Here is a 13,767-nt window from a genome sequence, read left to right as displayed (position 1 = left end):
CGTCCTTCACCAGACCTGAAGTTGGATATCATCTATGGATCAAAATCCGCAGTCACAGCTAAAATTACTTGTTATTAAAGGCAAGGAACAAGGCTATCTGACCTACGCCGAAGTAAACGACCACCTACCTGCAGAAATCGTGGATTCTGAACAGGTAGAAGACATCATTCAAATGATCAATGACATGGGTATCAAGGTAGTAGAAACTGCACCTGACGCTGATGATCTAGCTCTTAATGATGACGATGCCAATATAGATGAAGATGCAGCTGAAGCTGCTGCTGCTGCGCTTTCAAGCGTAGAAAGCGAGATTGGCCGTACTACTGACCCAGTTCGTATGTACATGCGTGAAATGGGTACAGTTGAACTACTGACTCGTGAAGGCGAAATCGACATTGCGAAGCGTATTGAAGATGGTATCAATACCGTTCAATTATCTGTTGCTGAGTACCCAGGCACGATTCCATACATCTTGGAACAGTTTGACCGCGTACTCGCTGAAGAGATTCGCTTAACAGATCTAATTAATGGCTTTGTTGACCCAGACGACGATGGCACAGCTGCGCCAACGGCGACTCACATCGGTTCAGAGCTCGCTAAAACTGATCTAGAAGACGAAGACAAAGAAGAAGCAGAAGACGACGAGGAAGAAGAAGAGGAAGATACAGGTATTGATCCTGAGCTTGCTCTTGAGAAGTTCACAGCACTTCGCACTAGCTACCAAAACCGTCAACTAGCAATCAATGAATACGGCCACGAAAGCCCGAAAGCAACGCTTGCAACAACAATGATGCAAGACGTATTCAAAGAATTCCGTCTGACGCCAAAACAGTTTGATTACCTAGTAAACGAACTTCGCACTTCAATGGATCGCGTACGTACTCAAGAACGCCTAATCATGCGTCAAACGGTTGAGTACGGCAAAATGCCGAAGAAATCTTTCATTGCTCTATTTACTGGCAATGAATCTAGCGAAGCATGGTTGGACGAAGTTCTTGCTTCAGACAAGCCATACGCAGAAAAGATCAAACGTAACGAACACGACATCCGTCGCTCTATCCAAAAGCTGGATATCATCGAACGTGAAACGTCTCTTACTGTTCAAAGCATCAAAGATATCAGCCGTCGTATGTCTATCGGTGAAGCGAAAGCTCGTCGTGCGAAGAAAGAGATGGTTGAAGCGAACTTACGTCTAGTAATCTCGATTGCTAAGAAGTACACGAACCGTGGTCTACAATTCCTGGATCTAATCCAAGAAGGTAACATCGGTCTGATGAAAGCGGTAGATAAGTTTGAATACCGTCGTGGTTACAAGTTCTCTACTTACGCTACGTGGTGGATCCGTCAAGCAATCACTCGTTCGATTGCCGACCAAGCTCGTACTATCCGTATTCCGGTTCACATGATCGAAACGATCAACAAACTAAACCGTATCTCTCGTCAAATGCTACAAGAGATGGGTCGTGAACCGCTTCCGGAAGAGTTGGCTGAGCGCATGCAAATGCCTGAAGACAAGATCCGTAAAGTACTGAAAATCGCTAAAGAGCCTATCTCAATGGAGACACCAATCGGTGACGACGAAGATTCGCATCTAGGTGATTTCATCGAGGATACAACGCTAGAATTGCCTTTAGACTCTGCAACGGCAACAAGCCTACGCGGCGCAACTAAAGACGTTCTTGCAGGCCTAACGCCTCGTGAAGCAAAAGTACTGCGTATGCGTTTCGGTATCGACATGAACACTGACCACACTCTTGAAGAGGTTGGTAAGCAGTTCGACGTAACTCGTGAACGTATCCGTCAGATCGAAGCAAAAGCACTGCGTAAACTTCGTCACCCAAGCCGCTCAGAAACTCTGCGTAGCTTCCTAGACGAGTAATTACACGCTTTAGTGTGGTTAGCTTTTAAGCATAAAATAAAAAAGGTGAGCGTTGGCTCACCTTTTTTGTGCCTACGTGATTTAAGTGGCTAAGATGTAAGCGGAATTGCCCCTCATAGTGTCTAGACACCATTGATTGGTTCCCCTATAATCTATGCCCTACGGCCCCTTAGCTCAGTGGTTAGAGCGCACGACTCATAATCGTTCGGTCCCCAGTTCAAATCTGGGAGGGGCCACCAAATTAGAAAAGCCAGAACAGTTCACGCTGCTCTGGCTTTTTGCTTTTCTAGCCCTTTATCTTCTAGCTCAACGCTCTGCCCCATTCGTCCAGTTTCTTCTATGTGACTAAACATACTTTTCTTTTATAAAAAAATCGGCAATATGAGAGTACACAAATCATTCAATAGTTCAGGGAAGACTCATGAAAGACGAAACGCTCTCGATTCACTTCGGCTACGACACTGATCCAACAACCAAATCGGTTGCGACTCCTATTTACCAAACCGTTGCTTACGAATTCGATGATGCACAACACGGCGCCGATCTGTTTAACCTTGCGGTGCCAGGCAATATCTACACTCGTATAATGAACCCAACCAATGATGTGTTGGAAAAGCGCATGGCAGCCTTAGAAGGTGGTATTGCAGGCTTAGTGGTGAGTGCAGGCAGCGCGGCGATCAACTACGCGATTCAAACGTTGGCACAAATCGGTGACAACATCGTTTCAACACCTCAGCTTTACGGCGATACTTACACCCTATTTGCTCATATGCTACCAAACCAAGGGATCGAAGTTCGCTTTGCTAAAGACGATAAACCAGAAAGCTTAGCGGCACTGATCGATTAAAAAACCAAGGCGGTTTATTGTGAAAGTATCGGTAACCCAGCAGGCAATATTATCGACTTAGAACGTGTTGCTGAGCTTGCTCACGCACAAGGTGTACCTGTGATTGTCGATAACACGGTGGCGACACCTGTGTTGTGTAAACCTATCGATTTTGGTGCCGATATTGTGGTGCACTCGCTAACCAAGTACGTTGGTGGTCACGGAACGACGTTGGGTGGTGTTATTGTCGATTCAGGCAAATTCCCATGGGCAGAGCACAAAGATCGCTTCCCAGTCTTTAATCAACCAGAACCTTCTTACCACGGTGTGGTGTATACCGAAGCCTTTGGTGAAGCCGCCTTTATTGGCCGCGCTCGAACCGTTCCATTGCGTAATACAGGCGCAGCACTGTCACCCATGAATGCCTTCATGTTGATGCAGGGTCTAGAAACGTTGTCGCTACGTATGGAGCGACACACAGAGAACGCACTAAAAGTAGCTGAGTACCTTCAGCAACATGAGAAAGTCAGTTGGGTGAGCTACGCGGGGTTACCAACCTCTGAGTTCTACCCATTGGCTGAGAAATACATGCAAGGTAAGCCGTCTGCCATTTTATCTTTTGGCTTGAAAGATGGTTATGAAGCCGGTGTTCGTTTCTATGATGCGCTGCAAATCTTCAAGCGCTTGGTGAACATTGGTGATGCAAAATCTCTCGCTTGTCACCCTGCTTCTACAACACACCGTCAATTAAGCGAAGCGGAACAAAAGCAAGCAGGTGTGTCACCAGAGATGATTCGTCTCTCAGTAGGTATCGAGCACATTGACGATATCTTGGCTGACCTAGAGCAAGCACTTAATGCTTAACGCTTAACGCCGGTAAAGCTAGATCTAACGCTGATCGTTAGCTAACAGACACAAAAAAGCCCATCACAGGATGGGCTTCTTATTATCTAATGTTCTTAGATAGGCTAACGATTACTCAACCGTTACCGCTTTCGCAAGGTTACGAGGTTGGTCAACATCGGTACCCTTGATTAGCGCTACGTGGTAAGACAACAGCTGCATCGGTACTGTGTAGTAGATAGGTGCTGTTACTTCACTTACGTGAGGCATCTTGATGATCTTCATGTTCTCATCGCTTTCAAAGCCTGCATCTTCATCTGCGAATACGTAAAGTAGACCGCCACGAGCACGTACTTCTTCAACGTTTGATTTCAGCTTCTCTAGCAAGTCGTTGCTTGGTGCAATAACGACGACTGGCATATCTGCATCGATAAGAGCCAAAGGACCGTGCTTAAGCTCACCAGCCGCGTATGCTTCTGCGTGGATGTAAGAGATCTCTTTCAGTTTAAGAGACGCTTCCATCGCGATTGGGTAGAACTCACCACGACCCAAGAACAGTGTGTGGTGCTTATCTGCAAAATCAGGTGCTAGCGCTTCGATCTCTTTATCAAACGCTAATGCTTTTTCAATATCAGCAGGCAGTTGATGCAGTGCTTGAACGATCTCAGCTTCTTTCTCTTCATTGATGCGACCTTGTAGACGACCAATTGACGTTACCATCATCAGCATAGCCGCTAGCTGTGTTGTGAAGGCTTTAGTTGAAGCAACACCGATCTCTGTTCCTGCGCGAGTCATGAAGGCAAAATCAGATTCACGAACCAGCGAAGAACCTGCAACGTTACAGATAGTCATTGCTGACATGTAACCTTTTTCTTTTGCAAGACGAAGTGCAGCAAGCGTATCCGCCGTTTCACCAGACTGAGACAAAGTCACCAATAGGCTATTCGGACGAACAACGAAATCACGGTAACGGAATTCAGAGGCAATCTCTACGTCACAGCTTACGCCTGCTAGAGATTCAAACCAGTAACGAGCTGCCATGCCTGAGTTGTAAGACGTACCACATGCGATGATCTGCACGTGTTCAACCTTGCTTAGGATCTCTTCCGCTTTAACACCAATCGCGTTAGTGATAACCGAAGTGTCAGAGATACGGCCTTCCATTGTGTTGATCAGCGCTGTTGGCTGCTCAAAGATCTCTTTCTGCATGAAGTGACGGTATTGACCTTTGTCACCAGCGTCGTGTTCTGCGTTTGATTCAACGATTTCACGCTCAACACGCTCGCCCGCCACATCAAATACTGTTACATCACGACGAGTCACCTCAGCAACATCACCTTCTTCTAAGTACATGAAGCGACGAGTTACGCTTAACAGTGCAAGTTGGTCAGAGGCTAGGAAATTCTCGCCCACACCAAAACCGATAACGATTGGGCTACCAGAGCGAGCAACAACGATACGGCTAGGATCTTTACGATCAACCGCTACTGTGCCGTATGCACCGTCTAATTGTTTTGCTGTTTTTTGCAGAGCTTCAACCAAAGAAGCTGACGTGCGAAGTTCCCACTCAACAAGATGAGCGATAACTTCTGTATCTGTTTGTGAAGTAAACACGTAGCCACGCTCTTGCAGCAGAGCGCGCAGTGTTTCGTGGTTTTCGATAATGCCATTGTGTACAACAGCAATATCGCCAGACATGTGTGGATGTGCGTTTGCTTCTGAAGGCTCACCGTGTGTCGCCCAACGTGTATGAGCAATACCAGTACCGCCAATGACATGTTGTTGATCGACTGCGTCTGCTAGCTCTTGTACTTTACCAAGGCGGCGTACACGAGTTAGGTTAGATTCGCTATCAACTACAGCGACACCCGCTGAATCGTAGCCTCGGTATTCTAGGCGGCGAAGGCCTTCTACTAAAATTTCAGCTACATCACGCTGTGCTACTGCACCAACAATTCCACACATAGTTTCACTCCATCAATTTCGTTTTATTCCTATTGGCAGCAAGCAAAGGCCAGATCTTTATTAAGATCAATTATAGGAAGGTAAATGCATAATACTTAAATTTGTTTTTACGCTGGATCGGTCAGGATCACTCGAACATCATGTGATTCGATACTTGCTTTGGATTCTTCGCCTAAGTCTGTATCGGTAATTAAGATGTCAATATGTTCCCATGCCAGCTCTAAGTTCGGGATCTTTCGTCCCACCTTTTCCGACTCAACCATCACGATCACTTCTCGTGACACTTCAGCCATTACTTTACTTAGGCCAACCAATTCATTGAACGTGGTTGTGCCTCTATCAAGGTCGATACCATCAGCCCCGATAAATAGTTGATCAAAATCGTAAGCTCGAAGTACTGATTCTGCGACTTTGCCTTGAAAAGAATCCGAATGGGTATCCCAAGTGCCGCCGGTCATTAGCAGTGTTGGTTCGCTTTCCAACTCATTAAGTGCATTAGCAACGTGCAACGAGTTGGTCATCACAACCAAACCACGCTTGCTATTGAGCTGCTGAATTAGCGCCCCTGTCGTGCTACCGCTATCGATCACAATGCGATTATGGTCGCGAATTAAATCTGCAGCGGCTTTCGCTAATGAAATCTTTCGAGTCGAAACTTGTGGACCCAGTTCTTCGTTCACAACCTCTTTCGGTAATGAAATCGCACCACCATAACGGCGCAAAAGCTGACCGTTTTTCTCTAAAGACGCTAAGTCCTTTCTAATCGTGACCTCTGAGGTTTCGAATTTAGCGGATAGTTCATCAACACTAACCTCCCCCTTTTCATTAACGAGGTTAGAAATAGCATGTCTTCTGAGCTGGGTGTTTCGTTTCGACATTTAAAAAAGGCCAGTAAGTTTCGGTTTGAAACATATTATAGTTACAACGAAACTATTTAGTCCATTTATTTTGATCCAAAAAATTAATAAATAGCGATAAAACCTTGTCCTAAGACAATTGTTAAGCAGTGATATTGAACTGATTAGGTGGTAGAATCCGCACCCGAAAAGAAAAAAAATTACAAAACTGACTGTTATTTTTTTGCAACTTACCTCTTATATAGTGGGGTAAGTCACATAAAACCGATATTGAATCAAAATCTTTTGGTCATAAAATGACTAAAATTGATGAAAGACTTACAACTCTGAAGGACATATTGGAAGTCCCGCGCTTTTACACAACAGGCACAAAATGTTGATGTAGCGGACCAATCTTCAGACCTTAAATAAATTTCAAATTGTAACAATACTTACCGGAGAGTACCTTCCATGAAAAAGACCAAAATCGTATGTACGATTGGCCCTAAAACTGAATCTGTAGAGAAGCTAACTGAACTAGTAGATGCTGGCATGAACGTTATGCGTCTTAACTTCTCTCACGGTGACTTCGCAGAACACGGCACTCGTATCGCGAACTTCCGTACAGTAATGGAAAACAAAGGTGAGCAACTTGCTATCCTTCTAGATACTAAAGGTCCAGAAATCCGTACTATCAAACTTGAAGATGGTAACGACGTAGATCTAGTAGCTGGTCAAGAGTTCACTTTCACAACTGACGCAACAGTTGTTGGTAACAAAGACGTAGTAGCAGTAACTTACCTAGGTTTCGCTAAAGACCTAACTGCTGGTAACACTATCCTTGTTGATGACGGCCTAATCGAAATGGAAGTTATCGCAACAACAGAAACTGAAGTTAAGTGTAAAGTTCTTAACAACGGTGCTCTAGGCGAAAACAAAGGTGTTAACCTTCCTGGCGTTTCTGTTCAACTTCCAGCTCTTTCTGAGAAAGACAAAGCTGACCTTAAGTTTGGTTGTGAGCAAGGCGTTGATTTCGTAGCTGCTTCTTTCATCCGTAAAGAAGACGACGTTAAAGAAATCCGTGAGCTTCTAAACGCTAACGGCGGCGAGAACATCCACATCATTTCTAAGATTGAAAACCAAGAAGGTGTAGATAACTTCGATTCAATCCTTGAAGCTTCTGACGGCATCATGGTTGCTCGTGGTGACCTAGGTGTTGAAATCCCAGCTGAAGAAGTAATCTTCGCTCAGAAGATGATGATCGAGAAGTGTAACCGCGCACGTAAGATGGTTATCACTGCAACTCAAATGCTTGACTCTATGATCAGCAACCCACGTCCAACTCGTGCTGAAGCGGGTGACGTTGCGAACGCAATCATGGATGGTACTGATGCAGTAATGCTTTCTGGTGAAACTGCTAAAGGTAAGTACCCAGTTGAAGCTGTAACTATCATGGCTCAAATCGCGAACCGTACTGATTCAGCTCTTAAAGCTGAGCTAGGTTCTCGTCTAGACAGCCCACGTCTACGCATCACTGAAGCAGTATGTAAAGGCGCTGTAGACACAGCAGAGAAGCTAGCTGCTCCTCTAATCGTTGTTGCAACTGAAGGCGGTAAGTCTGCACGTTCAGTACGTAAGTACTTCCCAACTGCAAACATCCTTGCTCTAACAACTAACGAAAAGACAGCTGCACAGCTAGTTCTAACTAAAGGTGTTAAGCCAGTTCTTGTTGACTCTATCGAGAACACAGACGCGTTTTACATCAACGGTAAAGAAATCGCTCTACAATCTGGCCTAGGTAACAAAGGCGACATCGTAGTTATGGTTTCTGGTGCTCTAGTCGCTTCTGGTACTACAAACACGGCATCTGTTCACGTTCTATAAGAATGAACCGATACGCATAAAATATAAAAGAGGGCTTCGGCCCTCTTTTTTTATGAAACAAATCTTGCCTAACTTTTCAGTACGCTGTATTATCAATCACAGTAGAATTACGTACTGTTAACTTCCATGGGCTCTTTCGAAGAGACGGATTAGCAGACTAGAATCAAATATGCATGAGGTTTGTAATGTCTAGTCCTACGCTCACAGACAAAGTATCAAAGATGATTCGCCAAGATATTCTTAATGGTGAGTTAACCCCTGGCCAAAAACTCGTTGTTGCTGATCTAAAAGCACGATACAACGTAGGCGCATCTCCAATTCGTGAAGCCTTAGTGCAGTTATCTTGGAGTAAATACGTAAAGCTAGAGCCACAAAAAGGCTGCTGGGTATCTCCGGTCTCAAAGAAAGAACTCAATGACCTATACGAAAGCCTTCGACTGGTCTCTTCCGTTCTGCTTAAAAAAGCGATCTCAGCTGGCGATGAAAGCTGGGAATTAGAAGTGTTGACCTCTTACCACAAGCTATCACGCCTTCAGAACGTAGAAGAAGAATTTGATTATGTTGAATGGGAAGAACGCCACCAACAGTTCCATGTCGCGTTGCTTGAAGGTGCTGATTCAGAGAACATGTTTAAGTTCTTTGATGAACTTATTAACCAAGTTAAACGTTACCGCTTCTTAGCAATGTCAGCTGAAACAGCATCTGATGATCTGTTCAATATTGATGAGCACGAAATGATCATGAAGCTAGTACTCTCTAAGAATGCAGAACAAGCAACAGAGTTACTTGATCAACATTTACTAGGTTCAATGAAACGAATTGAAGAAGTTATCGAAGCGGCATAACGCCAAGATAGATTCTAACCAAATAAAAACGGAGCCCAACGGCTCCGTTTTTTTGTTTCCAGTATCACGACTGAACTACCACCCAAAAAACTCTTTGTGATGAGTATTGAGCAGTACAACCATAGGTAAAAAATACAGTGCACTCAGTTGAAAGCCAAGAATGACTAATGTTCCTATGGTTAACCTCACTAAAAAATCGACAAACATACCAGGCCTCTTTTAACCAGACAGTATGATCCCCAAACTCTTGCTACAGCTAACCTAATTCTACTGTTATCTCTCATCAAGCCATTAATAATGGCGAGCTAACCAGCTGAATTAAGTTAACGGTGTCATCCCTTTTATATCGGGTAAACACTCTGTTTATTGGTTCGCTTAACACGACGCAACCTGAAGCAAGATAGTTTACTTATTGTTTATTTTAGCTCAAATTTTCATCAGCATTAGACTTTAGTCTAACTACATAAGACTTGTGACATAGATCGCCTCAAAAGTGAGATTCCTAGTATAGATGTTGAAAGGCACTGCTGAAGGCTAGCTTTAAAAGATACGAAGCGAGGAAGATGGCTTGATAGGAAAGTGGCTAGTCACTTAAAACGTAAATATTTTAAGGGCTTAGTCTGTTGAAAGCTAAGTGAAACAGTGAAAGCCAAGTGAAATATTAAAGACTAATCGAGTAATGAAAGATTAAGCGACATCAGCATGACTAGAGCACATAGAGACGGTATTGCGCCCAGACGATTTAGATTCGTAAAGCCCAACATCGGCACATTTGTATGAGCGAGTGCTGTTGCTTGTCAAATCAGTGAAACCGACACTCACCGTCACTTTAGTCCCTGAGGATAGCTCTATTTCTATTCGTAATCGATCCAACACACGTTTCGCTTCCGGCAGTGAGGTGTGTGGCATCAGTAATGCAAACTCCTCCCCCCCAACGCGAGCAACAAAATCAGTATTGCGTAGGCTGTCTTGTAGAAGCCTTGCAACACTTGCAATCACTCGGTCGCCTTCATCGTGGCCAAGTTCGTCATTGATTCGTTTGAAGTTATCAATATCGACTAAAGCTAAGCAAGTGGTCGCTTCATTAGGGTAACGCTCAACCAAGCGAGAATAATACGCGAGCTGCTCTTCGAACTTTCGGCGGTTCCAAAGGTTACTCAAAGAATCTCGTTCACTTAAGATCCTCAAACGCACCTCAAGCTCCTTCCTTACAGAAATATCAACCAAAGACGTAATATAGTAACTGATCTTTCCAGAGCGATTCTTAACAGCTTGTACTCGCATGATGACGGTGAAAGGGATACGTAACTTGTTCTTACACAGAACTTCCCCCTCCCATACTTCTTCTTGCTCTAAGTGTTGCCAGATTGAATCACTCGAGAGTGCCTGCTCGGTATTTTCAAGCAACAGCTGTAATGCATTTTGACCGATAACTTGAGTTTTGCAGTACCCCGTCATGTTCTCAAACTCGTTGTTGATCATCATAGTACGATGCTGCTTATCAGAGATCATGACGGCCGACATGCCGCTCAATGCGGCGCGTGCCAACTTACTTTCTAGACTTCGACGTCGGTAATGAGTCACTAAATAAGCAAACGGAAACGCAAAAACCAGTACCGTTAGCAACACAAACACTTCTTCTTGAGAGAGGTCACTTAAGCTCGGTTCAGCTCGATCCATCAGTTGTTTCTGATTAAGTTGAATCAGTAAATGGACCTTTTGATTATTCGCGAGCATCACCGTGTTAAACGCAAACAAATTGCCATCTTCAAAAACGTGCCCCACCTGATCATTAGAGATCGCTTCCCATGCCTTTGGTGCGATGTTTTTCAGGTTGTAGCCTTTTCTTTCTGGAATAGAATCGCCAAACAGCTTACCGCTATGGTTACTCGCTATGTAATAACCCGCTTCATTAAGAACTTCTGCTCTAAGATCATTATCAGGTGAAAAACTAAGACGCGACGATAAACCCCATACGTCGAGATTAATAACAAGGTAGCCCACTCTTTTCTCAGGTGTTTCTACGGGGGTAAAGACACGAATAACCGGCATATAAGGGAAGGTGATCTCACCATGTTCCATTTCAAGCTCAATGCCCCAACCGCCAATTTGTTCAGCTTCTAGTTTTTGAGCGTATTGAAAGTAGCTCGAGTCAGATTTATCTTGAAGTTGTTGCGGTACCGTTATGTGGCCTGAATCAGCGGAGTAGTTGACACGAACCAGCTCTTTACCCGAGATATCTAGCAGGTGGATCTGTGTATACCATTTTTGGTTCACGAGGACAGACTGCCAAACCTCTTCAAGTAGATCTTTGGTTTGGTCAGAGGGAGAAGAGGCAAAGTTAACCAAGCTTTGGCTGTGGCTTAAGAGGCCCATTACGGAAACTAATTGAGTCTTAAGAAGATCGTAGTCTCGCTTCGCGTACACCAATTGATGGACGGCTTGCTTGGCCGAGTAGTCAAAACTCTGCTGCTTCACTTCTTGATATCGCTGCAAGTAATATAGAGCAACTGCTGAACAGAGTGTGATTGAGATGATTAGTAATGTAATTATTGATTTTTTATTTCGCATTACTAGCTCAGGAAGAAAAAGAGAGCGCAAGATTATAGCACTCTAGGAAATTAACAAAATAAAAGCCGCTTAAAAAAGCGGCTTTAAAACTATTTTTTAAATACTTCTTGTTTAGGCTTTCAACGCTCGTTCACCACGTGCGATGCCAACAACCCCACTTCGAGCCACTTCAAGTACTTCCGTTACTTCAGACAATGCCTGAATGAAAGCATCCAGCTTCTCGCTAGTGCCGGCCATTTGAACCGTATATTGTGAAGCCGTTACATCAACGATTTGGCCACGGAAGATATCCGCGGTGCGCTTCACTTCGGCGCGAGCAAAGCCGCTAGCGCGTACTTTTACCATCAAAAGTTCACGCTCGATATGCTCAAGCTCAGACACTTCTTGTACCTTAAGTACGTCGATTAACTTGTGTAACTGTTTTTGGATCTGCTCAAGCTGCATTTCGCTCGAGTTAGTGGTGACATTCAGACGAGAAAGCGTTGGATCATCCGTAGGAGATACATTCAAAGACTCAATGTTGTAGCCACGCTGAGAAAACAAGCCAACCACTCGCGAAAGTGCACCTGGTTGGTTTTCCATTAATAGTGAAAGGATGTGTCTCATATTATGTTCTCTCCGTTTTGCTTAGCCACATGTTATCCATACCCTCGCCTTTGATCTGCATTGGGTATACGTGCTCGGTGTCATCCACACTGATATCGACAAATACCAAACGGTCTTTCATCGCCAGTGCTTTTTCCAAACCTGATTCCAGTTCATCCGGAGATGAAATACGCATGCCAACGTGGCCATAAGCCTCAGCAATCGCAGCAAAATCAGGAACAGAGTCCATATATGAATTAGAGTAACGACCTTGATAAACAATGTCTTGCCACTGTTTTACCATGCCTAAGAAACGGTTGTTAAGGTTAATAATCTTAACGGGAATATTGTATTGCAGCGCAGTCGACAGCTCTTGGATATTCATTTGAATACTGCCGTCACCAGTAACAATCACAACTTCTTCATCAGGTTTCGCAAACTTAACGCCCATACCAGCAGGTAGGCCAAAGCCCATCGTGCCTAGACCACCAGAGTTAATCCAACGGCGTGGCTTGTCAAACGGGTAGTACAAAGCAGCAAACATTTGGTGTTGACCTACATCAGAAGCAACATAGGCATCGCCATTGGTTACTTTATGAAGTGTTTCAATAACTTGTTGTGGCTTAATACGACCAGACGTTTTGTCATATGCCAAGCAGTCACGCTCTTGCCACTGTTTAATTTCACTCCACCAGCTTTCCATCGCTTCTGCATCGTTAGTTCCACCTTGCTCAATAAGCAGGTTAACCATGCTCTCTAGTACTTTTTCCGCTGAACCTACAATCGGTAGATCCACTTTAACGTTCTTAGAGATAGAAGATGGATCGATATCAATGTGCATGATCTTCGCATCAGGGCAGTACTTATCTAGGTTATTGGTGGTTCGATCATCGAAACGTACGCCAATACCAAAGATCAAGTCCGCATTGTGCATCGCCATATTGGCTTCATACAAACCATGCATGCCCAACATACCCAAAGAGTTCTTATGGGTACCAGGGAAAGCGCCAAGCCCCATTAGGGTGCTTACCACGGGTAAATTCAGTGCCTCTGCTAATTTTAACAGCGGCTTATCTGCCTCAGAAATAACCGCACCACCACCGACATAAAGTACCGGCTTCTTCGCTTCAAGAAGGGCTTTTAGCGCCTTTTTGATCTGACCTTTATGACCCGTAACCGTTGGGTTATACGAACGCATTTTGATCGTTTCTGGGTATTCATAAGGAAGCTTGATTTGTGGGTTTAAGATGTCTTTTGGCAGATCAATAACCACAGGACCAGGACGTCCTGTCGTTGAAATATAGAATGCTTTTTTAACGACTTCAGGGATATCTTCCGCTTTCTTAACGAGGAAGCTGTGTTTAACGATCGGACGGGATACACCCACGATGTCACACTCTTGGAAGGCGTCATTACCAATTAAGCTATTTGGTACGTTACCAGAAATAACTATCATTGGGATTGAGTCCATGTAGGCTGTGGCAATACCAGTAACGGTATTGGTCGCACCCGGACCAGAACACACTAGTACTA

Annotated in this window: 8 protein-coding genes, 1 tRNA gene and 1 pseudogene; 5 read left to right on the top strand and 5 right to left on the bottom strand. The window is 44.3% G+C overall.

All coding sequences use genetic code 11. The annotated features are described in order from the left end of the window. Window positions 1–34: 34 nt before the first annotated feature. From rpoD to H5300_RS00685, 3 genes and pseudogenes are all read left to right on the top strand, one after another. Window positions 35–1,879, top strand: coding sequence for an RNA polymerase sigma factor RpoD (gene rpoD, locus H5300_RS00695; protein WP_009847799.1), 1,845 nt, complete (start codon window positions 35–37; stop codon window positions 1,877–1,879). Between the two features lie 163 nt (window positions 1,880–2,042). Beyond that, window positions 2,043–2,118 (top strand) — tRNA-Ile (locus H5300_RS00690). A gap of 182 nt (window positions 2,119–2,300) precedes the next feature. Continuing rightward, window positions 2,301–3,569: pseudogene (locus tag H5300_RS00685) on the top strand (O-acetylhomoserine aminocarboxypropyltransferase/cysteine synthase family protein). Between the two features lie 111 nt (window positions 3,570–3,680). Here the strand turns inward: H5300_RS00685 and glmS are convergent. Together glmS and H5300_RS00675 are read right to left on the bottom strand one after the other, a co-directional pair. Further along, a complete protein-coding gene (gene glmS / locus H5300_RS00680) occupies window positions 3,681–5,513 on the bottom strand; it encodes a glutamine--fructose-6-phosphate transaminase (isomerizing) (RefSeq protein WP_004736010.1) in 1,833 nt (610 codons plus the stop codon). Between the two features lie 107 nt (window positions 5,514–5,620). Further along, window positions 5,621–6,391: a DeoR/GlpR family DNA-binding transcription regulator gene (locus H5300_RS00675; RefSeq protein ID WP_004736011.1), complete on the bottom strand. Its 771-nt coding sequence runs from the start codon at window positions 6,389–6,391 to the stop codon at window positions 5,621–5,623. 429 nt (window positions 6,392–6,820) lie between these two features. On the opposite strand from H5300_RS00675, the gene pykF reads away from it, so the two are divergent. Continuing rightward, window positions 6,821–8,233, top strand: coding sequence for a pyruvate kinase PykF (pykF, locus tag H5300_RS00670; RefSeq protein ID WP_017077653.1), 1,413 nt, complete (start codon window positions 6,821–6,823; stop codon window positions 8,231–8,233). Between the two features lie 173 nt (window positions 8,234–8,406). Next, on the top strand, window positions 8,407–9,078 hold the full coding sequence (locus tag H5300_RS00665) for a GntR family transcriptional regulator (RefSeq protein ID WP_102566735.1): 672 nt from the start codon (window positions 8,407–8,409) through the stop codon (window positions 9,076–9,078). A 687-nt stretch (window positions 9,079–9,765) separates the two neighbouring features. Here the strand turns inward: H5300_RS00665 and H5300_RS00660 are convergent. From H5300_RS00660 to ilvB, 3 genes are all read right to left on the bottom strand, one after another. Next, window positions 9,766–11,649, bottom strand: a complete 1,884-nt coding sequence (locus H5300_RS00660) for a diguanylate cyclase (RefSeq protein WP_182795250.1) — start codon at window positions 11,647–11,649, stop codon at window positions 9,766–9,768. 111 nt (window positions 11,650–11,760) lie between these two features. Beyond that, on the bottom strand, window positions 11,761–12,255 hold the full coding sequence (gene ilvN / locus H5300_RS00655) for an acetolactate synthase small subunit (RefSeq protein ID WP_004735875.1): 495 nt from the start codon (window positions 12,253–12,255) through the stop codon (window positions 11,761–11,763). A 1-nt stretch (window position 12,256) separates the two neighbouring features. Beyond that, window positions 12,257–13,767: biosynthetic-type acetolactate synthase large subunit (gene ilvB, locus H5300_RS00650; RefSeq protein ID WP_182795249.1), on the bottom strand; the 1,511-nt coding region annotated here is incomplete at its 5' end.

It is taken from the genome of Vibrio sp. SG41-7 (assembly GCF_014164465.1).
GTDB classification, from domain to species: Bacteria; Pseudomonadota; Gammaproteobacteria; order Enterobacterales; family Vibrionaceae; genus Vibrio; species Vibrio splendidus.
This window is presented reverse-complemented; position numbering and strand designations above follow the sequence as displayed.